This is a genomic window from Arachidicoccus ginsenosidivorans (assembly GCF_007971385.1).
Lineage (GTDB): Bacteria > Bacteroidota > Bacteroidia > Chitinophagales > Chitinophagaceae > Arachidicoccus > Arachidicoccus ginsenosidivorans.
The window spans coordinates 746,114-771,405 of record NZ_CP042434.1; the positions used below are offsets into that span (position 1 = coordinate 746,114).

General features: G+C 42.8%; 18 protein-coding genes and 1 pseudogene. 10 read left to right on the top strand and 9 right to left on the bottom strand.

Translation table 11 applies throughout. The features are described 5' to 3' along the window. Nucleotides 1-250: 250 nt before the first annotated feature. On the top strand, nucleotides 251-1,492 hold the full coding sequence (locus FSB73_RS02940; RefSeq protein WP_146780054.1) for an AAA family ATPase: 1,242 nt from the start codon (nucleotides 251-253) through the stop codon (nucleotides 1,490-1,492). Nucleotides 1,493-1,529: 37 nt separating this feature from the next. Here the strand turns inward: FSB73_RS02940 and FSB73_RS02945 are convergent, their stop codons facing one another. Together FSB73_RS02945 and FSB73_RS02950 are read right to left on the bottom strand one after the other, a co-directional pair. Next, nucleotides 1,530-1,733: a hypothetical protein gene (locus FSB73_RS02945; RefSeq protein ID WP_146780055.1), complete on the bottom strand. Its 204-nt coding sequence runs from the start codon at nucleotides 1,731-1,733 to the stop codon at nucleotides 1,530-1,532. Nucleotides 1,734-1,775: 42 nt separating this feature from the next. Beyond that, nucleotides 1,776-2,564: an IclR family transcriptional regulator gene (locus FSB73_RS02950; protein ID WP_146780056.1), complete on the bottom strand. Its 789-nt coding sequence runs from the start codon at nucleotides 2,562-2,564 to the stop codon at nucleotides 1,776-1,778. Between the two features lie 131 nt (nucleotides 2,565-2,695). Between FSB73_RS02950 and FSB73_RS02955 the strand changes: the two genes are divergently transcribed. From FSB73_RS02955 to FSB73_RS02985, 8 genes are all read left to right on the top strand, one after another. Continuing rightward, nucleotides 2,696-3,835, top strand: coding sequence for an ABC transporter substrate-binding protein (locus FSB73_RS02955; protein WP_146780057.1), 1,140 nt, complete (start codon nucleotides 2,696-2,698; stop codon nucleotides 3,833-3,835). Then, nucleotides 3,835-4,968, top strand: coding sequence for a CaiB/BaiF CoA transferase family protein (locus FSB73_RS02960; protein ID WP_146780058.1), 1,134 nt, complete (start codon nucleotides 3,835-3,837; stop codon nucleotides 4,966-4,968). Before FSB73_RS02955 ends, FSB73_RS02960 begins: the two co-directional genes overlap by 1 nt. A 23-nt stretch (nucleotides 4,969-4,991) precedes the next feature. Further along, nucleotides 4,992-6,215 carry a CaiB/BaiF CoA transferase family protein gene (locus FSB73_RS02965; protein WP_146780059.1) on the top strand — a complete coding sequence of 408 codons (1,224 nt, stop codon included), beginning with the start codon at nucleotides 4,992-4,994 and terminating at the stop codon, nucleotides 6,213-6,215. 12 nt (nucleotides 6,216-6,227) lie between these two features. Further along, nucleotides 6,228-7,496: an extracellular solute-binding protein gene (locus tag FSB73_RS02970; RefSeq protein WP_146780060.1), complete on the top strand. Its 1,269-nt coding sequence runs from the start codon at nucleotides 6,228-6,230 to the stop codon at nucleotides 7,494-7,496. 97 nt (nucleotides 7,497-7,593) lie between these two features. Next, complete coding sequence (locus tag FSB73_RS23915) at nucleotides 7,594-8,202, top strand: Gfo/Idh/MocA family protein (RefSeq protein ID WP_225974426.1); 609 nt, start codon at nucleotides 7,594-7,596, stop codon at nucleotides 8,200-8,202. Further along, entirely contained in the window at nucleotides 8,193-8,699 is a 507-nt protein-coding gene (locus FSB73_RS23920; RefSeq protein WP_225974427.1) for a hypothetical protein, read from the top strand. Before FSB73_RS23915 ends, FSB73_RS23920 begins: the two co-directional genes overlap by 10 nt. A gap of 34 nt (nucleotides 8,700-8,733) precedes the next feature. Continuing rightward, nucleotides 8,734-9,192 (top strand): MaoC family dehydratase, encoded by a 459-nt coding sequence (locus FSB73_RS02980; RefSeq protein ID WP_146780061.1) that lies wholly within the window; start codon nucleotides 8,734-8,736, stop codon nucleotides 9,190-9,192. Nucleotides 9,193-9,195: 3 nt separating this feature from the next. Continuing rightward, nucleotides 9,196-10,263 carry an L-rhamnose/proton symporter RhaT gene (locus tag FSB73_RS02985; protein ID WP_146780062.1) on the top strand — a complete coding sequence of 356 codons (1,068 nt, stop codon included), beginning with the start codon at nucleotides 9,196-9,198 and terminating at the stop codon, nucleotides 10,261-10,263. Between the two features lie 145 nt (nucleotides 10,264-10,408). Here the strand turns inward: FSB73_RS02985 and FSB73_RS02990 are convergent, their stop codons facing one another. After that, nucleotides 10,409-12,544 carry an aceric acid hydrolase gene (locus FSB73_RS02990; RefSeq protein ID WP_158639388.1) on the bottom strand — a complete coding sequence of 712 codons (2,136 nt, stop codon included), beginning with the start codon at nucleotides 12,542-12,544 and terminating at the stop codon, nucleotides 10,409-10,411. 55 nt (nucleotides 12,545-12,599) lie between these two features. Next, nucleotides 12,600-16,178 carry a glycosyl hydrolase gene (locus tag FSB73_RS02995; protein ID WP_146780064.1) on the bottom strand — a complete coding sequence of 1,193 codons (3,579 nt, stop codon included), beginning with the start codon at nucleotides 16,176-16,178 and terminating at the stop codon, nucleotides 12,600-12,602. Between the two features lie 687 nt (nucleotides 16,179-16,865). Here FSB73_RS02995 and FSB73_RS03000 point away from each other — a divergent pair. Next, complete coding sequence (locus tag FSB73_RS03000; RefSeq protein WP_394344821.1) at nucleotides 16,866-17,633, top strand: AraC family transcriptional regulator; 768 nt, start codon at nucleotides 16,866-16,868, stop codon at nucleotides 17,631-17,633. Between the two features lie 171 nt (nucleotides 17,634-17,804). Here the strand turns inward: FSB73_RS03000 and FSB73_RS03005 are convergent, their stop codons facing one another. The 5 genes and pseudogenes from FSB73_RS03005 to FSB73_RS03025 form a co-directional block, all read right to left on the bottom strand. After that, nucleotides 17,805-21,227, bottom strand: a complete 3,423-nt coding sequence (locus tag FSB73_RS03005) for a glycoside hydrolase family 2 TIM barrel-domain containing protein (RefSeq protein WP_225974428.1) — start codon at nucleotides 21,225-21,227, stop codon at nucleotides 17,805-17,807. A 102-nt stretch (nucleotides 21,228-21,329) separates the two neighbouring features. After that, nucleotides 21,330-21,602 (bottom strand): annotated as a pseudogene (locus FSB73_RS03010) (hypothetical protein); the annotation flags it as partial. 11 nt (nucleotides 21,603-21,613) lie between these two features. Next, complete coding sequence (locus tag FSB73_RS03015; protein WP_225974429.1) at nucleotides 21,614-23,194, bottom strand: glycoside hydrolase family 2 protein; 1,581 nt, start codon at nucleotides 23,192-23,194, stop codon at nucleotides 21,614-21,616. A gap of 74 nt (nucleotides 23,195-23,268) precedes the next feature. Next, nucleotides 23,269-23,928: a sugar-binding domain-containing protein gene (locus tag FSB73_RS03020; protein ID WP_225974430.1), complete on the bottom strand. Its 660-nt coding sequence runs from the start codon at nucleotides 23,926-23,928 to the stop codon at nucleotides 23,269-23,271. A 212-nt stretch (nucleotides 23,929-24,140) separates the two neighbouring features. Continuing rightward, nucleotides 24,141-25,280: a glycoside hydrolase family protein gene (locus FSB73_RS03025; protein ID WP_225974431.1), complete on the bottom strand. Its 1,140-nt coding sequence runs from the start codon at nucleotides 25,278-25,280 to the stop codon at nucleotides 24,141-24,143. Between the last annotated feature and the right edge of the window lie 12 nt (nucleotides 25,281-25,292).

Sequence of the window (25,292 nt, forward strand, 5' to 3'; positions counted from 1 at the left end):
GGAGGCACAAATCTCGCCATTTAATACAACTATAGAATTTCAGAAGATATTGACCTATTTTCCTCTCGCGTTGTTGGTCTAAATAAGATGAAAGAAATCGTTAAGATATTGAAAGAAAAATATGCCGATTCAAATATTAAATTGGATTTGCAAAATTATATATAATTATTATTTCAATAATTGATAATATAATGGCGTTATATTTATACTATTTACTTTTCGCTTTAAGCCTAAGGTAAAAACTTCTAAAATGAAATTACAAAAATTACACCTTAAAAATATCGGGCCATTTCTAGACGATGAAATTGAATTTGCAACTTTTGAAAATTCAAAAAGCCAGGTAACCATTTTAACTGGCGAAAATGGAACGGGAAAAACAATCATCCTGGATGCCCTAAGAAAATTATTGCTATATCATCATGGCGCAGACATTCGTGCGATCGGAAGAAATGACGATTTTTATCTAAAATTGAATTTAAATTTTAACAATCAAGACATTACGTTAAACGCAGCAAAAAGAACTAATTCTGTTGATGAAATTTTTGACGTAACCAAGGACGACAAACCTTTTCGTGATATTTATGAAGCATTAATAGATGTAAACAAATCAAAAGGAAATTTATGGATTACAAATTATTGGACTTCACAAAATGACCATAAGCCTTTTCATATCTCAAGTCTGGATTTCATTAAACCTGAGCAATATTTGATAGGAAGCTTAAGCGGTATTCAAAAAAATTCTGAAACGACTAAAATTGTAACTTATTTTGATTACTATAAGTCTTCGGACAAAACTAATGAAAGAAAAGAAGGAGAATTTATCTTTGATCAGTTAAAAAAGATCTTTAAAATCAGTCTTTATAATGGTGAATTTGTTCACGTCGAGAGAACCAATTTATTACCTTTGATTAGACAAAATGGCTTCGATGTAACTTTAGAAAAATTAAGCAGCGGTAATTTGTACCTGATTCAACGTTTAATATCTATTTTAGGTCAAATGTATTCAGTTTATAAATTAAACAATTTACCTATCGAAGACCTTTGCAATACACCAGGCTTGGTATTTATTGATGAAGCAGAAAACCATTTACATCCAAAATGGCAAAAAACCTTTTTAAACTCTATCTTAGGAATGTTTCCAAATTTACAAATAGTTGTTGCTACCCATTCGCCTTTTATTGTAGGATCTGTTGAAGGAGCCAAAGTTTATGTTTGTAAACCACAAGCGGATCATTCAATAATTTCTGACGAAACAAATTTATATTCTAACAAACCGATAGATGAGATTTTAAGCACAGAAGTATTCGGCGAAACTTCACCTTTTGCAAGTATTGCCATAGACGAGTTATTGGAAGAAAGAAAAAAGGCAATTGGGAATGGGGATAAAGTGGAAGAAAACAAAATAGAGGCCAGGTTATTGAAAATTAATCCTCAATATTTTTCTTATTTAAATATTGAAAAAATCGTACCAAACCTTAAAGTAACTAATTGAAGATTAATCTTCAATTTACACTCACCCATGTAGTTGATCAGGCCTCACATACGCTTTCAATAAAAACGTCTCCACATATTATTTTTTTTACCGCTGGATGAATACTGAAGTCGGGCATTATTTTTAAGCCTTCGGCTAATATTTCATTTTGCAACATAAAAATCCAGGTCATGATATGCACCAAAAGATGGGCAGGTTCCCGACCTGTCAGCCCAGAAAAGCCCATTCTTGATCTATCCATAGCCGGAGCATGTCACACTAAATGAACAACACCAGTCATTTTTTAGGCGTCTAGCCCCAGATTCACTGAAATACGGCGGGCTGTTTCTTTTGCCTTGACAGCTATTTCCTCCAAGCTTACCTCCTCTTTGAGCTGCACGGACAGAATGGCTATAGTCAGACAGGCTATGGCCCGATCTGCGTTCATGACTGGCACAGTCACATCCATGATTCCTTTGGCCAGATCACTTCCGGTTATATAATGCCCGTCTGCTTTAATCTCCTGCAATGAGGCAATAAATTTTTGTTGTTTGCGTAGCGGGTATTCCTTAAAGAGTGTATTTCTTTTAAGCAGTTCCAGCCTTTCATTTTCCTCCATATAAGCCAGTAAGACTTTGCCAGAGGCTGTCAGCATCACTGGAAAAGTACTTCCCTCTTCAATCGACAAGGCAATGGGCACTGGGCTTCTGGATTGAGATACCACAATGAGTTTATCTTGATAAAGCACTCCTAGATGGCAGGATTGTTTAATACTATCTGCCAGGTCATCCATTGGATAATGAGAAGCTCTTCTGATTTCATCAATGGGTGAATGTCGGTGCGAGAGATTATACAACTTCAAGGATTGCTTGTATTTGCCAGAGATTTCATCACGCAGTAAATAGCCTCGTTGCTCCAGACAGACCAGCATCCGGTAGATTTCACTGGGATTCTTATCAATACCTTGTGCAATGTCTGCCTGAGAGAGCGGGCGTCCCTCAGCAGATATAAACTCCAGAATATCAAGCCCTTTTTCCAGGGCCGGCGCATGGTATTTTACGTCAGTTTCCTCAACAGTTTTCTTTTTAGCCATATGATCGTGGTTCGTTCTTATATATGAATGGTGAATTTACGCCTTTCAGCGGTACAAAAATAATATTTTTGCATGCATTTTTGTTTATTTATGAATATTATATTTATATTTGAATGATAAAATTGTAAAAATTGGGGCAGATTAGATTAAAAGGTATTACCTGGGATCATAGTAGGGGATACACACCGCTGGTGGCTACAGCGCAGCGGTTTATGGAACTAAATAAAGATGTAGAGATTATTTGGCACAAACGCAGTTTGCAGGATTTTGCTGACAAGCCTATCGGCCAGTTAGCCAAAGACTTCGATTTATTAATTATTGATTATCCTTGGATCGGCTACGCAGCAGAAACTGCAAAGCTGTTACCTTTAAATAAATACCTGCCGGAGCAGTTTTTGCAGCAGCAATTGCAGGCAAGCGTAGGCGCCTCCTTTGAAAGCTATACACATCAGGGGCAGACCTGGGCAATCCCCATGGATGCAGCAACGCCGGTAGCCAGCTACCGGCCGGATATCTTCCAGCAAGGCAACTGGCAACTGCCTGGCACTTTTGAGGATTTATTAGCGCTGGCTGACCGGGGACAGGTTATTTTACCTGGCATTGCAGTAGATACACTCATGAATTTTTATATGTTTTGCTGTACACTTGGAGAAAACCCATTTACACAAGTCGGCCAGGTAATTAGCGAGCAAACTGGATTACAGGCGCTGGAATTATATAAAAGTCTGATCAGCAAAATCGATCCCATTTGTTTTGAACTCAATCCGATCAAAGTCTACGAGCTCATGTCCTCGACAGATCAGTATAGTTATTGTCCCTTTGCCTATGGCTATAGTAATTATGCCAGAAAAGGCTATGCAGCGCACCCGATTCATTTTACAGATCTGGTTCGCCTAAATGGCAAACCACTGATTACAACCATAGGCGGAACGGGCCTGGGCGTCTCTGCGTATTGTATGTATAAATCAAAGGCCATTGCCTATTTGCAGTATACGACCAGTGCAGCGGTGCAGGAAGCTCTTTATTTTGAGACAGGTGGGCAGCCTGCCCACCTGCAAGCCTGGATGTCCAAAGGCACTAACCAGGCAACTCAGCATTTTTTCACGCGTACCCTGCCGGCCCTTAAGCGTGCCTATCTCAGACCACGCTACAATGGCTATATCTACTTTCAGGACCATGCAGGCGATTTGATCCGTAATTACCTGATTAGTGGTGGTCAGCCAAAAAATGTTTTATCCGAGTTAAATCACCTGTTAAATACTGTTCATTAATGGCACCATTAGAAAATCTGATTGTACTTGAATTTTGTCAATATATGTCTGGGCCATCGGCCGGACTCAGACTGGCAGATCTAGGTGCCACCGTTATTAAAATTGAACGGCCTGGCACCGGAGAAGGTGGCAGACAGCTAGCTATTAAAAACCTCTTTGCAGGGGATAATAGTATACTTTTCCATACCATCAACCGCAATAAACTTTCTTATAGTGCGAACCTGAAGGATCCACAGGATCTGAAAAAAATAAAAAAGCTGATTCAAAAAGCAGATGTGCTGATCCATAATTTCCGGCCGGGGGTCATGGAAAAGCTGGGGCTGGGCTTTCAGGATACACTTGCCCTAAATCCCAGATTGATTTATGGAGAGATCACCGGCTATGGCAAAGAAGGTAAATGGAAATTTAAACCGGGACAGGATTTATTATTACAATCCATATCGGGGCTTAGCTGGCTATCGGGTAATAAAAACGATCCACCTGTCCCTTTTGGCTTGTCTATAGCCGATTATATTTGCGGCACACATCTGGTTCAGGGGATCTTATCCGCCCTTATTGCGCGGGCAAAAACGAGCCAGGGCATGCTGGTAGAAGTCAACTTACTTTCTTCCCTAATTGATTTTCAATTTGAAGTCATTACGACCCATCTAAATGATGGAGGGCGTTTGCCCGCTCGGGCCAGCCTGGGCAATGCACACGCCTACCTTAGTGCACCTTATGGCGTATATGCCACTAGTGACGGCCATCTGGCCATGGCCATGGAAGATTTAAACTATCTGACAAAGACTTTAGATATCCCTGAAATCAGCACCCTCATCCAGGACGGTTTTGCCAATAGAGACGCAATTATGGCAGCTATTGCGGGTGCCTTAAAAAAACAGACCACCCAGCATTGGCTTGCTATATTTGAACCGGCAGACATCTGGTGCGCTCAGGTGCAGAACTATCATCAGTTCACGGCACACCCTGGCTATAAAGCAATGCAGATGGAGCAAGAGATCGTATTACCAGATGGCCGCAAGTTGACAACCACACGTTGTCCGATCCGTATTGATGGCCAAATTTTCAATAGTCCCCAGCCGGCCCCTGAAGTCGGTGGTCATAATCAAAAGTTAGACCCCACCTTATTATAAAAATGAGTTTTAACCTGCAGCACATGAATAAACCATTAAATGACATACTGGCAGTCGACTTCAGTCAGTTCTTGTCTGGCCCCTCGGCCAGCCTTAGACTGGCCGATCTGGGCGCCAGAGTCATTAAAATAGAAAGACCTGAAACAGGTGATATCTCCAGACATATGTATATTTCTGATGTTCAGATGAATGGCGCCTCTTCGGTATTCCATGCAATTAATAGAAACAAAGAGAGTTATGCAGCGGATCTCAAAAACCCGGAGGATCTCTCAAAAATTCTGGCACTGGTCCATAAAGCAGACATCGTTATGCATAATTTCAGGCCAGGTGTAATGGAAAGGCTGGGCCTTGATTATGAAACGCTAAAAAAGATCAATAACAATATCATTTACGGCGAGATTAGCGGCTACGGTACGCAGGGCCCCTGGGAAAATAAACCAGGTCAGGATTTGCTTTTACAAGCACTCAGTGGCATGTGTTTTTTGAGTGGTAACGCAGATATGGCACCAGTCCCCATGGGTATCTCCTTAGTAGATATTGCCACAGGCGGTCACTTGGTACAAGGGCTATTGGCCTGTCTGGTCAGACGCGCAGTTACCGGACAAGGCGGCCTGGTCCAGGTCAGCATGCTAGAGTCTGCCTGCGATCTTCAATTTGAATCCCTTACCTGTTACTATAATGATGGTCATCAGTTACCACAGCGTACTATTAAAAATAATGCCAATCCATATTTAGGTGCTCCTTATGGTATTTATAAAACAGCAGACGGCTATTTATCTATTGCCATGACGGCTGTAGATAAACTCGGGATATTGATTCATTGTCAAAAGTTAACTAAATACACCGATCCAGCGGGCTGGTTTACGTTTCGTGAACAAATAAAAGCTATATTGAGTGCGCATTTATTGACGCAAAATACCAGCCATTGGCTTCAATTACTAGAGCCGGCAGACATCTGGTGCGCTCCGGTACAGAGCTGGCGAGAACTTTTAGCGGAACAGTCTTTGCATAATACAAAAATGACCCAGATGGTCACTATGCAGGATGGCTATCAGTTTGAGACGACTTGTTGCCCCATCCGCCTCAATGGCGAGCTGTTAACTTCCCAGAAGGGCACTCCTGCTCTGGGCCAGGATAACCTGCGTATTAATAGTGCATTATTGACTGACAATGCACCTGAAAAGGCAAAGAATATTTTAAATGAGGTCAATAAAGATGTTGTAAACAATGTTATAAAGGATGTATAAAAGAAAATAATTATGCGGGCAAATCAGCTTCATTTTGCAATCAGGAAATTTGAACCTTTTGAAAAGTTTATACAGCAGCTATGGCAGGATTATACCAGACAGACGGGCTGCCCGTTGGAACTGGTAGCGGCGCCAATGGATTTACCTGAATTGCATAATAGTCTGCTGACAGAAAACGGCTTAAAAACAGGTCAGTGGGACCTGGCCTTAATCAGTGCTGACTGGATAAGGGAGGCAATTATGTCTGATGCAGTCCATCCCATTGAACCTTTGGTCGATGAGCTGAATTATTTTGAGCCCTGGCCACTTTCCTTACTGCGCGCACAAAAACATGGTAATTATCATTACGGTGTGCCATTTCATGACGGACCGGAGTGTATGATTTATCGTAAAGATCTTTTTGAAGACCCAATGCATCAAGAAGGTTTTCTTTTGCAATACGGTTATGTGTTGGAAGCACCTAAAAACTGGGCATCTTTTTATGATATAGCTCGCTATTTTCATGCAAAGCAAAAGAATTTAGCAGGCACAGCGCTGGCGGGCTATCCCGATGGACATAATGGCGTTTATGATTTTTGCATCCATTGCTGGTCTCGCGGCGGAGAATTCATCCAGCCAGATGGTCAGATTAACTTTCATCAGCCACCCATTGAGCAGGCGCTCAGCTATTACAGAAAGTTAGCCCAGGATTCAACCGCAGTGCATAGGGATTCAATGAGGATGGATTCAGTGCAACTGGGCATAGCCTTTGCCAGAGGCGAACTGGCCATGATGATCAATTGGTTTGGATTTGCCACCTATGCGGCGCAATTAAATAATAGCCCTGTTTCCGGTAAGATTTCGGTGGCACCTATCCCCCACCAGGCAGGCATCTCTCCGATCGCACCCAATTCATACTGGGTGTATGGTATCGGCAGCGGAAGTCAGCATGCTGCCATCGCCATGGATTTTATCCAATTTGCCACCACTGCCGATAGGGATGTACAATTGACCCTCAATGGCGGCATCGGCTGCCGCAAATCAACCTGGCACGATCCGGCCATTAATAGGCAACTTCCATTTTTTCATCAATTGGAAGACATTCATCAATATGCCAGAGAATTACCTGATTTTGGATACTGGCCCTCTATTGCAGCCATTATTGATGAAATGATGGTTATGACAGCATCAACAGATCGACCTATTGCAGACATAATATCTTTAGGCCAATCTAAAGCAGAAGCGGTGGAGGCGCTGGACTTACAACAAAATGTGCCCAACCTCGCAAATAATACTGATTAAATTTGCAAAAATTATTCAAGGGCTCAATGAAGCGAAAAAAATAAATAAATCAAGGCAGATAAAGATAGATCAATAAAAATACCCCATCAATAAAACAATGGAAAACCTAATTGATATAAATGGACAAGCGCAAGTTAAATTAAGGACACCAGCGCCAAAAAAACCAGTGCCCATTATAATTATTGGTGCAGGCGGCATCGTAAGAGATGCGCACCTGCCTGCCTATACATCAGCTGGACTGGAAGTATTCGGCATTGTTAACCGTACACGCAGCAAGGCAGCGGCGCTGGCAAAACAGTTTAGCGTTCCCCATGTATTCGATTCAGTAGAAGCGGCTGTAAAAGCAGCCCCCAAGGAGGTCGTCTATGATATTGCCCTGATGCCAGATCAGTATTTAGCCACGTTACAGGCTCTGCCAGATGGGGCGACGGTGCTGATACAAAAGCCCATGGGGGAATCGCTTGATGAGGCGGCTGCATTATTGCAACTTTGCCAGCAAAAAAAACTGACAGCAGCCATCAATTGCCAGCTACGGTATGCACCTTTTGTCCATGTTGCCCGCCAAATGATAGATCAAAGACTCTTAGGGGAGATCTACGATATGGAAGTCCGCCTGACAACTTATACCCCTGGGAAATTTTCCCGCATGTTGCCGTCAACAAACGACTGGAAATCCTCTATCATTCCATTCATTATATGGATCTGATCAGAAGTTTTCTAGGTGAACCTGAAAGTATTGTCAGCAAGACTTTTGGCCATCCGGCCAAAACTTTCTCCTCTACCAGGACGACCACTATATTTTCCTATGGGCAAAATAAGCGGGCGGTCATAAGTACCAATCATGACCACAATTTTGGGCCGGATGAGCAGGAGAGCTTTATCAAATGGGAAGGTACCAAGGGCGTGATCAAAGCAAAAATGGGCTTACTGCTGGATTACCCCACAGGAGTAGCTGATCAATTTGACTATTGCTTACTCAGTGAACAAGGAACTCCCAGGTGGCATAAACTGGATATTAAAGAAACCTGGTTCCCGGATGCTTTCAGAAATATCATGTATGCATTACAAAGGTACAGGGAAGGTTCAGATACACACCTGCCAAATCTTGTACAGGATGTCTATCACACCATGGAACTGGTGGAGGCAGCTTACCAGTCCAATAAACTCGATGGACATCACACGGCTGTTGGTTCCATCATTTAAATGCTTAACCTAATATTTTAACCATTATCAAACCATGCATATACACCAACAATTTTATGAAGATTACCAATTGGGGGTTAGCAGATTAAGTCTTGGCCGGACCATTACAGAAAGCGATATAGTCCTGCATGCGGGCCAGACTGGCGATTTTTTCCCCCATCATATGGATGCCGAGTGGTGTAAATCGCAGCCTTTTAAACAAAGAATTGCCCACGGCACGTTAATTTTTAGTGTAGCAATCGGACAGACAGCCACCCAGATTAATCCTGAGGCATTCTCCAAAGGTTATGATAGACTGCGGTTTATTAAACCTGTTTTTATCGGTGACACCATCCACACCAAGGTCACAATTACAGAGGCCTCCCTGGATAAGAAACCGGGCTATGGTAAAATTGTAGAACACGTGGAGGTTTTTAATCAAGACGACAACTTGGTTATGGTTTGCGACCATATCTTACTAGCAAAACTAAAAAATACTGATCCAAATTTATAACCCATGATGGTTCCAAATCCTATTGAGGGCATCGGATTACATGCGGTCGGCGCAACCGCCGCATCAACCTGTTATCTGCCCTATCATAAGACAACTAATTGGTCCTGGGTCTCCTATTGGCTGATCCAGTCATTGTTTGCCTGGATCCTGACACCACTTGTATTAGCGCTGTTAACCGTCCCTGATTTCTTTGGCATTATTCAACACGCTCCAACGAAGGTCCTTTGGCTTACCTTTTTATTTGGCGGCATTTATGGCTTTGGTGGCATGTCCTTTGGATTTGCGACCCGTTATATTGGTTATTCTCTAACTTATGCCATCTCCATTGGCATCTCCGCAGTACTAGGCACGATCCTGCCACTGATGATGCATGGAACAATAGGCGATTATTTTCAGCAACCTGGCGGACATATTATCGCTTTTGGTATGCTGGTGGCCATTGTAGGAGTAAGCTTATGTGGATGGGCGGGATTTAAAAAAGAACAGGAAATCAAGCAAAATACACCCGTAAGCGCTCCGATAAGATTCAATATGCGCACGGGGCTACTACTAGCCATCACTGCTGGTATATTATCCGGCATTTTTAATATTGCCTTGGAATTAGGACAACCCATTTCAGACATAGCCGCCCAAAAAGGTGCCGGTATATTTGAAGGGAATGCCAAACTAATTATTGCAACCAGCGGCTGTTTTGTGGTAAACTTTATCTGGTTCTCGCTGTTAGCACTGAAAGAAAAACGATTTAAAGAGTTTTCTCAAAAGCATTATAAGACACCTAAGGACAGTCCACGTCCATCAAAGGCGCTTTTTAAAAACCTGTTATGGTCTTCACTGGGAGGCATCCTTTGGTGCATGCAGTTTTTCTTTTATGGGCTGGGTCATGTCAAAATGGGTAAACTCCAGTTTGCCAGTTGGGTGATCCATATGTCTATGCTGATATTTTTTAGCTTTCTTGTGGGAATCGCCATGAAAGAATGGAAAAGCGTTTCCAAAAGCACCTATGGCATTTTAATTACCGCACTTGTTACATTGGCCATTTCCTTTGTGATCATGAGTTATGCCGGTATGTAGTGATTGAATAAAATTTATTAAAAAGCCAGCCGTGACTTGCCTGATAGACGAATCACGGTTGGCTTTCGGTTTTACTTTTAATTTTGCTTTCACCCTTATAACGTTGCTATTTTACCCGCTCCTTGCCAAATAATTACAGGTTGTATCACTTGGCTGCCAGCGGCATCCATACTTCCATGTCCGCCCGTCCTTTGTTTTCCCAACTATAATAGGGGATCAGTCGGATTTTAACCGGCCGGTCTGACTGATCGGATAGATTATAATAAAGCGCTGCTTTATTTTTTGCAGGTGGCGCCACAAAGGCAGTCGTTTCTAAAGCGGTAATTTGTTGTGGGCCGATTTTCATTTTAATGGCTTTCCACGGATTTTCTTTAGCGATACGAATACTGGAAATATCTACATTTTTGGGCAGATCGGTTGATTCCAGACAATATACCAGCGGCCCACGCTGAACCGCCACCTGCCCCCTGGTAGCCTCCACTAAAGGGTTAGCAGCCATCAGCTTCACCTCCATGGGCAAATTCAATTCAATTTTATCGGTTGATTGCCATTGTCTGGTAAGGGTAAAATAACTGCCTGCCTGAACGGGGCCAGCGACGGCCTTGCCATTTACCATAAGGCTTGCACCGGTAGCCCAGAGCGGAATCCTTAGATGTAAGGTAAAAGGCTGACTTGGCATTTTATGTAGTGCTAAAGTAATTTTACCATTCCAGGGATAATCTGTTATTTCTTGAATATCAATAGAATCTCCCGCCTCTGTCTTTGTATGCAGCCAATTGGCACCATACAAATGCAGATACAAGCCGCTTTTATCCATTCCATATACATAATCACTGGCCTCAGCTATTGTTCTGACAACATTAGGGGGACAACAAAACGAATAACCGATATAAGGATCTCTGGGTAGTTCCGACCAGCGAAGGGTAAATGGCTGATCGCGGTTATACGCTAAAGGATTGGCATACAAAAAGGTTTTGCCATCCAGGCTTATACCAGACAGCACACTATTGTATAAGGTCCGTTCTAATACGTCCGCATATTTTTCTTCACCAGTTATCTGGAGCATACGCCAGTTCCAGAGCATATTACCGATATTGGCGCAGGTCTCATCATGCGCTGTAAAATTTGGCAACTGATAAGGTCTGCCGTATGCCTGTGCCACCTGTTGTATTTCCTCTGGGTGATAAGAAGTGCCATCTGGAGATACCCCATCATACAGTGCACCACAGCCGCCAGTTATATACATTTTACGCTGGGTAACATCCTGCCAGATACTGTCAAGAGGCCGCAGCAAAGAGCTGTCTCCGGTTTCTAAAAAGAGATCTGCCGCACCACTATACAGATAATTTGCCCGCACAGCATGACCGACAGCAGTCCGCTGTTGTCTAAATGGAATCCGGTCCTGATTTTGATCCGTCCCATTTGTGACTGCGTCTCTGAGATCCATTAATTTTTTAGCTAGTTCCAGGTATTTTTGCTTGCCTGTAGTCCTATAGAGTTCAATAACGCCCATATAATGGGCAGGGCAAATGGCACTACGCGCTAATGCCGGAGAACTATGTTCATAATAACGTTGCAAAAAATCAGCCGCTTTCTCGGCTACTTTCAACAGTGTTGTTTTGCCGGTAGCCCTGTAATAAACGCAGGCTGTGGTCATTAAATGACCCATATTGTACGCCTCAAAACTCAATGTATCACCAAATACTTGTAAAGAATCCGGACGGCTCATGGCGGCAATCTGCACCTGTGTGCCTAAATACCCATCCGGGCGCTGTGCCTTGGCAATCACTTTTATAATACCATCCATTAATTTGGAGCGTTGAGCAGATTTTGTATGCGCATAGACAGCCGCTGTACCTTCCAGCCATTTAAGAAAATCGCCATCCATAAAAGGAGGACCGATATGGATTCCCGTATCCAGCCCAGCAGCAATCTTAAAGTTTTTAAATCCGTGACTTAACGTATCATTATTAAACAAGCCCCACATATTAGGGACCATGGAACTATCACAAACTTTAAACCAATCCGCCCAAAAGCCATCGGTCCACGCCACATCCTGCATGGGCACGCCTTGAAGTCTGGCAAAGGGACTGTATTTTGTATCTGTTATGCCTGCACTTCCATCCAGGCCTGGGGGTCTGTTGAAAGACCTCTTTTTACTTTGTGCCTGACTACTTAGTGGATGACTAACCAGGCAAGTTAACGTAAGTATCAGTAACGCACCCATCCTCGAAAATCGGATCAGTAGCATGCGCTGAATTTGGTGATTTTTTATTTCCAATTTTATCTGCATTTATTAAAGCGTTTAAGCCGTGTACAATTTTTTATATTTATTTCTATTTTTCATCCATGCTGTCCGATTTACCTTTTAGCGAAGGATTGGCATTACCCTTATTTACCATCAACCACACAGGACCTATAAGACCCGCTGGCAATAAGTGATGTCCTTGTAGATTAAAGGGGCTAGTGGTCCAGGTCTGTCTTTGTGATTCAGGCAGCCTTTCATCTGATAGTATTCTGTTAGCCCAGGTGTTGGCCACCTGGATTTCCAGAAAATTATCCCCCGCTTTTAGCGCCTTGGTGATATCTACCTGATAAGGATAGGTCCAGGCAACACCGAGATTAATATTATTCAATCGGACGCTGGCAATATCATGGACTTTACCCAATGCAAGTAAAATCTCGTTGTCCGTAGCGTCTTTATATGTATTTTTCTTACTAGTCCATTTAAAATGAATCCGATAAGTAGCTATGCCTGAATAATTTTTAATACTATCTGCGTCCAGGCTAGTCCAATCCTGTAATGTTTTAAAGGTTACAGGAGCCTTCGGACCGCCCCGTTTTGGATCAAACTGCACCTGCCAAGGGCCTGTTAGCTGCGCTGCTGGATCAAGCGCTTGTTGATCTGGGCCGGCCTCTAAATAAGTCTGCCTGACTTTATTAGCTACTTTAAATGCTCCTTTTTTCAGATCCCTTAAGAAAATAAAGACAGATCCGTTTTGTGGCAACTCGATCATAAGTCTTGTTTTATTTTCATCAGTCTTCCACCACCGGACTGCTTTAAATTGGCCTGTCACTGCATCGTAAAGCATTGGGGTTTTATTACCTTCTCTTAATGTTATCTGGATATCTCTAACACTATCTAGTTGATTGGAGACAAAGTACAAATCAGTTGCACCCAAGGCTTTAAGATCCGGGCCGTCCATGTTTGCAGCTTCAATGCTCTCATCTTTATTAGCTGGCTGTCTCTTGGGCGTTAAAGAAGCGTCTTTGCCAATACGGCGATGATTCCAGGCAATTGCTTTTGCATAGCTACCGGTCTTGGTGCAGGTCGCCTTAAAATCTCTTAGAATCCCCAAGGCACTCAAATCGGTGTTTGAATATACACCATAAACCACCCGGCCACTACCTATCTTACGCACAAAACCTTGGTCTTTATGGGCATTAAAAAAAACCTCACTTCCAAGTAATTCCTGAATAATTAAATGCAGCGAATCTAGTTGCGCATCCTTATTTACCGATAATCCTTCCAAAAACTGTGGATATCTATCTGCCAGCAGGGTCGCTCCGGCTTTTGTAAGCGCCAGCAACTTTTTTGCGACAGCCAGACTCATATACGCAGGATTCGGTTCCATTTTATCCAGTCTTGGTAATATGAGTAACTGATAACTGGCACCACCTGGCAACACCACTTGATCACCCTGCACACAGGCTAATCTGAGCAGCGCATCTCTATTGATGGCATCGTATTTATACCCATGTAATGGATCGATCCAATCCTTAGCCGTTGTAATCCCTGCAGAAGAAGTTACCTTTTCCGGAATATGTTGCAGGGGATTGCCTTTATTTTCCAGTCTTTTTTTCTCAGCTAAAATCCCGGATACACCAAAAAGTCCCGGCAATGTAGTCATCAGTCTATCTGGCAAAACTGCCCGGGAGGGAATTTCCTCCCCGTTAAATACAGCGATATCCGTAACAGGTGTGCCTTGTTGTAAAATCCATTGGGCTCTTCTGGTATAATCCATCCAGCCATGAGCCATAGGCCACCAGGTCTGGTCTCTTTGAAAATAAAGTCCGACTCCGCCAAGGGTCATGCCGGGCGCGCGGTTAAGCCATGGATTTTCTCCAAAAACATGAAAGACCAACCGGTTTATACCCAGTGCATAATGATGATCCTGCAACGTTTTAAGCATCCCAGGATATTCATTCCATTTATTGCGCAGCTCCGTGAAAGCCTCCGCCTGAATGATATTTTTACCATATATATGACCACCGCTAATCGCATCCAATATATCATTGGGCTTGTCATGCGTAGGGCTATTTAGCCAAAACTCTCCCATCGGAAAATCTACTTGATCAAAGTGACTGATACCGTCCCCCACCATAACCGGCGCCGTACATTCGGCAGTCACTTTGTATCCCTTTTGGTGTGCCAAATCGCAAAGGGTCCCAAAATAGTTATCCTTTAGTAAATCTGCTATCGTCTGACGAACATCATGCAAAAACTGCTCAGACTGCCTGGAAGAACCCACTGGATAGCCGGCCATTACTGGCAAATACTTTAATGGATCATAGCCACGCCGTTTAATAAATGCATTTCTGAAGACAGGTGACCAGTTCTGAGCGCCACACTCCCAGCTATCCATGTAGAATACTTTCAATACACTAGTAGATAAATGCGGACCCAATTTTTTAATGGCTTTACCGAACCAGCTGTCAAATTGAAGTTTGATGGCTACAGGATTAAATTTATCACATTCCAGGCCTTTGCCGCCGCCTGCTGTCGCATTGGTCATCCCAGTTGATGAATGTCCCATCCGAACAATAGTCCATCTACCCCGGGGAACCTTCCAATGGAGCGTACCATCCGCCTGTACATACTTTGTGATATTGATCAGCTGACTGGGTTTAATACAACTACTGTCTGGAATGAGGCTCGTATCCGTTCTTTTAGAAATCCGCCAAATGGCACCTGACTTTCCTTCAAAATGATCTATTCTGGCCTCTGAGGACAACTTAAGTCCCGTAAGTTTTAAACTGGGACTCCATTTGGCATCATCCAGATCCTCACTTCCAGGTTCTGTCCCCTCAGGATCATACACAAATCGAAAATATTTCGAGGTTACCGCTGGGATTGTGTAATGAACAGGATACAAATAATCCTGCCAACCGCTTCTGGCTGGCACTAGCTCAGTATAATAACGATAATCCTTTCCATTATCACTAATGTAAATTCTCAGTCTTTTTGCCTGAAAGGTTATCCCCTTTGTGATAATCTCAATAGATCTACATGTAAATGGCTTCTTAAACGTATAATCGATCCAACAGGACTTTTTGCTGCTAAAGTTTTCTTTATTACCAGGCGTTATCAATTTAGTGCCGTCTTGGCCAGGTGCATTGGTAGTAACAACTGGTATAATGTTATCAGTAGAACTATCCGAGCCAGGTAGGGCAGTAAAAGCATACACAGCAATATCTCTATAATACCCCTCTTGAATATTTTTAGCCTGGGGGAGTTTAATTATTTTTTCGTTGCCATTCCCCTTAACGGTGGTATCTGACCAGACAACTCTTTGCATGGATAAAGCAGGTGTAATCCAAGGGCCTCCTGAAGTAGCAAAACCATCTCCCACATGCATGCCCAGTTTAAGTCCCAGGCTATCTGCAATGCTAAAGGCTTTTTTGAGCATTTGCCACCAAAGTGGCGTCAATTGAACGACCGGCGGATTTATTAGTAGCGAATCCGGTTTACCTCTGACGCAAACTAAATAGGCACCCGCAATGCCTTGCTCCTTCATGGCAGTCAAATCCGCCCGAATACCCGCTTCAGACACGCTGGCATCCATCCAATACCATAAAACCCAAGGCTTGGCACTATCATAATCTGTGTGATGCGCTATGTGAGATGTACCCAAATTTTTTGGGCTATTTTGACCGTTAATGCGTACCCCAAAAAATAAACTTAAGGTAAAAATGCAAATAGCTGCAAGATTTTTTGTTTAAAAAATAAAGATTTTAAATGCATATTTAAAAAGTATGAATTTCAAGGGCTAATAAGAAAATAAAATGCTGCACTGATCTAACATGAGCAGTACATATTTTCAACCGCTGCGTAACTGCACGCTTGCCCGGCTGAACCAACTTAATTTAATTGATAATGATAAATTTATTCCCAGGACTGCTCCCCGTGTAAATTTACTGTAACATGGCCATATTTCTGGTATGGATTCTTGTCATTTTTACTATAATCTTTTATCCGATTTCTATCAAATCAATTAATATTCAAAGCTTTATCCGCCCGGCATCGTTTGCATAGATTCCGAGCATTATTAGGAGGATGTTTCTTAAATTTGTTATGAACATTCAACAGAAGCTTAAATCAGCATTTCTGAGACAATCATTAATAGAAAAATCAGCAAAATATTTAAAGGTGTATGAATAACACCTGCATCCAGGCATTCCTGAAATTCCACTTTTATTAAAAATAAGCAGACCATGAAACCTCAATTCCATAAAGTCCCCTGCTGGCAAACAGTTCCTATGTTGCCCGACATGAGTTCAAGCGTCAGCAAACGGAAACCAACTGGCATTACCATCCGGAAATGGAACTGGTTTATATCAAACACGGCAGTGGCTCGCGTTATATTGGCAACAACATTTCACCATTTGCAGCGGGAGAGGTAATCCTGCTGGGTGAAAATATTCCACATATCTGGCGTTTTAATAAAGACACGAGCGCCAAAGGCCATCAGATGGATGCCGAAGCGTTATCGATTCATTTTCACCCAGAATGTCTGGGAAAAGATATTTTTCAGTTGCAGGAGGCCTATTTACTGCCCCGTTTATTTGAAAAAGCAAAAAGCGGTCTGTTGATTGAAGGTGATGCCAGGGAAAAAGTAGCGCGACTGATGCTGGATGCCATGGAAGCCACCAATCTGGACCGAATCATCATCTTACTCAGAATCTTAAAAACACTCGCAGAATCCTCTGACCTCACCCCCATCTGTATTTCTCATAATGTCCCACCCAAATCCAGTGAATACGATCAGGCCCGGCTCAATGAGATCTGTGCCTACACCTTATCCAATTATAAAAACGACATTACACTGGAGGAAATCTCTGCCATCAGCCATTTGAGTACAACCTCATTTTGCCGGTATTTTAAATCCATGACCAAAAAGACCTATTATAATTTCTTAAATGAAATACGTGTCAGCCAGGCCTGTAAACTACTGATAGAGGATAAAATCCCCACAAATATCATTTGTTTTGAAAGTGGATTTAATAATATCTCTAATTTTTACCGCCACTTTAAAAAGGTCACTGGTGTCACCCCCTTTGAATACAAGAAAAAATATTTGAGTTGCTAATAAGTAAATATTTTTAGGAGGAAACTTTTTCAAAATCAAAAGGAGAAAAGCGCTGCGGCAAGCATAATGAGTGTGCTTACCTCAGCGCTTTTCGCTAAATGAATACTAAATAGAACCCATTATAAAATTCAGTGCCCAAATAATACCCTCCTATATACCCTACAAACCTTTTTACTCTACAGGCTTTTTCAATAAATGCGGGTCGCCAATAATCAGATAAAATCCATAGCGATAAGGCATAGCGGGGATCATATATTTATCCAGCGGCCGGGCTATAATACTCCAGCTGTCATTACCGCCAACGCCCATCTGTTTTAGATCTATATTAAGGGTGATACCTGCCATATCTTTTAAATCAATTGTGTGGCGCGCCTGATTGATATTTTTCTCTGTATAAGGCCATGCACTCATACTTAGTAAACTATCCGCTATCACCAGCAATCCACCAGAATTTCTGCCATGATCATTGGTATTGGCGCTGCCTTTTACATTGCCTTGCTTGACGCCTCCATTAGCCGAAAGCGCCATCCATCTGACATCCGTTTTATTGCCCGCTTCCTGGGGGACAACATAAGGTTCCATAAAAGTTGGAGAAAGTAAGGGCATCTGATAAATTCCTGCCATAGCTCCTGTATTGCGGTCAATATAATTCCCATAGGGGCCTCTGCCATACCAGCTTATATCCGAAAGCCGACGATTAACCGTCAGCTGCATCCCTATTTTGGGCAGATCCGGCAATCCTTTTTTCAGCGGCAAAAAATGCTGGGCGACGTGCAGTTGCCCCGAGGCAAAAAGCTCATAATCTATTGTAACCTTCACTTTGCCCTCCAGTAATTGATAGACGGATTTTATTTTAACAGACTGACCACTTTTGGAAGATGGCTGTACGGCACCCATGTCCATTTTCTCAAGCGTCAATTCGGAATGATACCATGGTGCCAACAGCTTATCCGATTTCCATCCTCTACGGTCATTATCTGTCAGCGGTCGACTAAAATGCGGCAGTAATGGCCCCTTAACATAGTCGACTCCGCCTTTTTCAAACCCATCCAATGCCCCATTTTCCTTGGAGAAACGAACTTCAAAATCTACCCCTTTGATAATGTAATGCGTCTGGGTATTTTGAATAAAAAGCTTCCCCTTCGGACTGCTTTTAGCAATTATCTGCACTGCCTGCTCGCTGCCAGCAGGTCCAGTCAGGGCTAACTGATCATGCGCGACTTCAAAACCCGCAGGCGCCCACAGCGTCGAATCTTTAAGCAACCACTGGATATCCAGTAAATATTCATGTCCTGGTTTTGCCGTTAAAATGGGCGCCAGCCACCCTTTCAAATCCAAACTTATGCTATCACCTGCTTTTAAGGTTCCAAGTGAAGCGGGCAGCGCTTTACGCGCAATTGGCTTCCCGTCAGCCAGTAAGATTAATTGTCCTTTATATTTGGAGAGATCCTGACTGGCACTTCTATTCAATATTTGAATTCGATATTGCGCTGCATTTGTCCAACTGGTAACGATTGGTTGAAAAACATGTTTACATTCATAGATAGCTGGTTTAGGTCGTCCGTCTGGTGCAACAATGCCTTTTATGGTAAAATCATCATAGTATTTAGCACCAAAATCACCCCCATAGGCATAATAGGGCACGCCTGCTTTCGTGTGTTTAATGAGCCCCTGATCTTTAAATTCCCAGATACATCCGCCGATGATACGTTTGGTGGACCGAAAAACATCCCAGAAGTCTTTAAGATTCCCATTAGAATTACCCATTGCATGACTGTATTCAACAAAGAAAATGGGGCGATTATCTCCGTTTTTCTGGTTCGCTAACAAGGCAGGTGTAAAAATACCCGGATACATTCTGGATACAATATCTACATAAGGTTGATCAATGGGGTTTTGTAAGCGGTGAGGATGATCTACAGGTTTTGGATACCTTGGATCTCCAGGCGGAATATAGCCTTCTGCCTGCGGCGTTCCCTGTGCAGGTTCATAATGGACCGGTCGGGTAATATCAAAATCATGCACCCAGCCTGCCATGGCCGCATGATTAGGCCCGCGGCCGGATTCATTGCCCAGGGACCAGAAAATAATGCTCGGATGGTTCTTATCGCGATTGACCATTCGGGTAACTCTTTCCAGATAAGCCGCCGTCCACCTGGGGTCATTGCTTAATTTAGAGCCAAGGCCGTGCGTCTCCAGGTTGGCCTCGTCTATTACCAAGATCCCATACTGATCACAAAGATCATAAAAATAAGGGTCATCCGGATAATGACTGGTACGGATACAATTAAAATTAAAACGTTTGATGGTCTGGACATCACGTAAAATATCGGCTCTGGATAAAGCCTTGCCTTTAATGGGATCATGAACAGGCCGGTTTACCCCATATAAATAGGTTTCATGGCCATTGATCAAGAGTTTGCCCGTCTTTTTAGAAAAAGCAATGTCTCTAAAGCCGACCTTTGTGCTTTTGGCTTCCGTTAAATGCCCCTTACCGTCATAAAGGCTAAAGACCAAGGTATAGAGATAGGGATCTTCCGGGCTCCATAGATGCGGATTTGTAATCTTTGTTTCCATCAAGGCAAACTTTACATTATCCAGCCTCGGATAGGCCTCATTGACAATACTATCTGCCTCCATCTGCCAGGCTGTAGACAAACAAGGCTTATTATCTGCATCATAAAGTTGCACTTTGAATATGGCTTTTGGATCTACACTATCGCCCGTCAGATTTTCTAATCTGGGCCTGAGTGCTAATAAGGCCTGATCATAACCGTTATCCAGTCTTGTCTGGTAAAAAAAGTCAGCAATTCTTAATCTGGGCTCCGCCATAAGATATACCTCTCTTTGTATACCACTTAGTCGCCATTGATCCTGATCCTCCAAATAAGCTCCATCGCCCCAACGAAGCACCTGTACAGAAAGCGTATTTTCTCCCGGCGACAAATAGGGTGTAATATTGAACTCAGATGGCAGAAAACTATCTTCTCCATATCCGACATATTTGCCATTGACCCAAACCTTAAAGCAAGAACTGACACCACCAAAATGTAAGGTAATATTCAAATCCTTCCATAATGCAGGTACCTTAAAACTTCTTTGAAAGCAACCCACTGTGTTATTTTGAATGGGAATATATGGCGGATCCACGGGCCGGAATGGATAGACGGCACTTTTGTAAATCGGTTTACCATAGCCTTGCATCTCCATACTGGAAGGCACAGTAATAAAGTCCCAGTTATGCACTTTATGCCTGTAAAATCCGCTAATATTACTCGTATCCTTTGGGGTGGGACAGTATTTAAAAGCCCATTTACCATCCAAGTCGATATATCTTGATTTTGTCCGGTCCCCTTCAAGTGCCTTTTCATTTGTTGGGTAGGAGTAGGCCGTAGCCCGGGAGCGGTCCCTGCCAACGGAGGTAATCTCTGGCACTTCATAGGGCGGTAGCTGCCCTGCACGGGGTGGTGGAGAAATTGCCGTAGGCGTTCCATCCACTAATTGCGCATTTGCAAATGAGGTGATGAAACAATAAAAAATCAGCAAAAACAAACCAACGCCTCTGCTACTTTTACCGAAACTGCCGTTATTCAAACGACTATCTGTTTGTCCTATTAGCTTCTCTATTACGCTATTCTTATAATCTCCCACTTTTACACTCCCTCTTATTTTTGCGGACTTAAACGCCGCCTTGTTTTATTTTCCAAAATGTACCTGTACCGTTTTATCTAACAAATTTTTGCCTGTGATATGCAAGCTAAAACTACCTTTCGTTTTATCTGGGCGGATCACAGCCACACATTTCCCCTTCCAAGTAGGATAATCCTTGTCTTTAAAACTTCTAAGTTCCGCCTGATATCCGTTATTCACCCCCACAAGATGGGCGTCACCTTGAACGTCAAAATGAAGCAACTTATCCTGGTTTGGCACCGGATTACCTGCCTTATCCTGCAGCTGAATCGTCAAATAGCAAAGATCGCCTAATACCCCCTGAAGGTGGAACTGTCCACTATTACCTGAATATTACTGGGAATACCTGCTGTTTTAACCAGCTCACGACGAACTTCCTTTCCATTTTTATAAGCAACCACTTTAAGTGTGCCCTTTTCAAAAGGGACCTGCCAGTTAACATGAAATTCATTATCTCCCGGGTGCTTATTCCCGTCTCCTTTTTTCCTTGTACCTAATGAGCGGCCATTTAAAAAGAGCTCAACCTGGTCCGCCTGATTATAATAGCACCAGACATCAATCAATTGTCCTTGCTGCCAGTTCCAGTGTGGCAATAAGTGCAATACAGGTTTATCTGTCCACTCGCTTTGATAGAAATAATAAATATCCTTGGGTAGCCCCGCCTGGTCAATAATACCATAATAAGAACTTCTGGCCGGATAAGGGAATGGAACGGGCTCCCCTAAATAATCTATACCTGTCCAGACAAATGTACCGGCGATAAACGGTCTGGATTTAACTGCCCGCCAGGCGTTTTCATGGTTAGTCCCCCAGTAAGCGGCTATTTTATCATAAGCACTGAGGGTCCAATCTCCATTTATATTTGGTGCAAATTTCTGCTTCGGCCCATAGGGCATATAGATAATAGAATCTTTCATCTTGGCCACCGTTTCATTAATGACCCCATCTTTATACATACCTCTGGTTTGCAGCGCCGATACCGTCTCACTGGCAATGAGCGCTTTACCTGGAAAATTCAACGCCAAACTATCATACTGATCGATTTTATAATTAAAGCCCAGTATATCTAATGCACCGGCTTTAGCAATATTATTTTTTGCTGCGTGTGTTTCTGTCATGGCGGCTGTCACCGGCCGGGTGCTATCCAGTGCCTTAACAATAGCTACGAGTTCATTGGTTAGCCTGATACCACTGGTATCAAACTGTTCTCTGATCTCATTGCCTATAGACCATAAAAACACACTTGGATGACGGCGATCTCTTTTAATCTGATCTTCCAGATCGCGCTTATGCCACAGCGCAAAATCTTTTGAATAATCATATTTGGTTTTCTTTTTCTGCCACATATCAAAAGCTTCATCCATCACCAAAAAGCCCATAGAATCGCATAAATCAAGCATACCAGGGGCGGGCGGATTATGCGCTGTTCTTATGGCGTTACAACCCATTTGTTTGAGTAGTTTTAGCTGCCTGACCATGGCACTATACTGATAGGCTGTTCCCAGGACGCCAAAATCACTATGCAGACAAACGCCTTTTATTTCTGTTCGCTGACCATTTAAATAAAATCCGTTTCTTGCATCAAAGTGAAAGTAACGGATTCCTAGTTTTTGTTGGTATTGATCCAGTAGCAGCCCGTCTTGCGTAACACTTACTTCCAGTGTATATAAATTAGGATAATCAGGTGACCATAACCGGACATTTTCCAAAGGGACGATGCTGCTAAGGGTCAGCACTCCTTCAGTTTGTACAGGTTGAAGGCTCTTTTTTTCATGGACTACCAGGCGATGGGCATCATCAAAAATTTCAGTCGTAACTTCAACCGGCTTTAATGAGCGCAGATCCGCCTGCATTACAATTTGCCCGTGCAAGCTAGCTGCTGCTGCGACTTGACTATTTCTCTCGAGGTTAACCTTTTCAAGAGTCGCAACTGCGGTGTCCTTAACTACAGTCGCAAAAAATAACTCTTTTTGTCATTAATAGAAAGCGGACCATTTTTGATCAGATATACGTCTCTATTGATGCCTGATCCAGTATACCACCTGGCATTTGGTTGGCGGCTATTATCTGCGCGTACTAATAGAACATTACTGCGGCCATCAAAATTCAGGTAGTTGGTCATATTATAATCAAAACCAATAAATCCATTGGGACGCTGACCAAGCAAATGTCCGTTAATCCAGACTTCACTATTTCTGTAGATACCATCGAAATGAATCCCTATTTTTCGGGTGCTGTCTTTACTGTCTAGTCTAAATACTTTCCTATACCAGCCAACGCCGCCCGGCAGGGCGCCTCCCTGATTACCTGCAGGATTTGCCTGACTAAAAGCACCTTCAACACTCCAGTCATGGGGCAGGGTCAGCGTACGCCAAAAAAGACTCTCAGAAGGCTTCTTATTTAGGACAGTAGTCGTATCTGTCATCGATTTTATAGAGTCTATACTGCCCAAATGAAATTGCCAGTCGGTATTAAAAAGTACCTTTTCCGATAAATAATCAGTGTCTGAGCCTGCATGTACCCCTATTAAATGACAGGCAGACAACTGGCTGAAAACAGCCAGCATTAAAAGCATCTTAAAATACGGGGGCACTCTTTTTCTCAAAATATTTCTTTTTTTATCATGCCGGATCATAGTTATGACCATTTTTTTGTTCCGGGATTTCCAATTAAGTTATATGATTATGCCGGGTCTTTTTCAACCACAATGCTTTACGGCTAATTTTTATTGCGAACCACGCTATAAACGGTCGTTTCAACTTCTCTATTTTTTCGCCTTCTTGATGGGAGGCGCCACAAAATGAAGACTGCTGGTCCCTATTTTTTTGATGTTGCCACAGCAATGCCCCGCTGCCCAGCCTTATTTACTGCGCAATAAAAATGATACACCACTCCTTTATACTTTAAAACAAAGGATTTATGGGCAAACATATTATCATACGCTTCAGAGGGCTGAATCAAATCCGCCCCTGTCCAGTCTGTCCAGTGAATCAAATCATAAGAACAGGCAAACCGGTTAAAGGCGCCGCCTTTGTTTTTCCAGAAAGCCCCAAAATAAAACATCACATATAGATGGCCTATTTTCTGAATGACAGGATCTCCTGTAATTCCTTGATGGTGATCCAGAACCGGATTTCTTCTGTAACGCTGCCAATGGGTCATATCATCAGAGACGGCCATACCAATTCTTTCTGCACCACGGGTTTTGGACAGGCTATCCCCATTGGCGTTATAATACATTACAAAAGGATGTCCTGTACGGCGGGCTTTGTCCCAGATTACCGTGCTCTTATATTGCGTATGGTTTTCCCACCAACGAACATCTTTATCAGTAGACATTAAAACCGGATGACCAATGCGCTGCCAGGGATGTACCACTGTTGGATCTTTTTTTGTCCAGGCCATACTAATAGACAGTAACCCTTTTTCGTAACCAGTGCTATTGCCACCAAAATAAGACATCCAGTATTTCCCCTGGTAAGGTTGCCATTTATATTTACCGCCCCATTTAATGGTTTCCAGGGCGACATAACCGGCTTTCTGATTAGCATCCCAGTCAGTGCTATCAGAAAAGGCCATCAATTTACCTTTACTTTCCCAATGTAGCAGATCTTTAGAAACTGCCAGCCAGGTCTCATAACCTCTGCCATCAAAAACAATATATACCATATACCATTTACCCGCTTTTCTAAAAATACTGGGACAATCCAGCTTCTTATCATTAGAGGCTGGCACCATAACGAGTCCATACTTATACGGTGTTTTGACCTGTTGATAGACAGATTCCATCACTTCTGCAGATACCGGCTTGGCGCTATCATTTGCGCTGCCTTTTGACTGCGCATGAATTTCACCACTCAGGTTAGACAAGGTTAAACCAATCAAGAGTGCTGCAACGTATTTCAACACCTTCGCATAACCTTTTATAGCAGTCCTGGTCGACATAATATCAGCCAACACTGAACGATT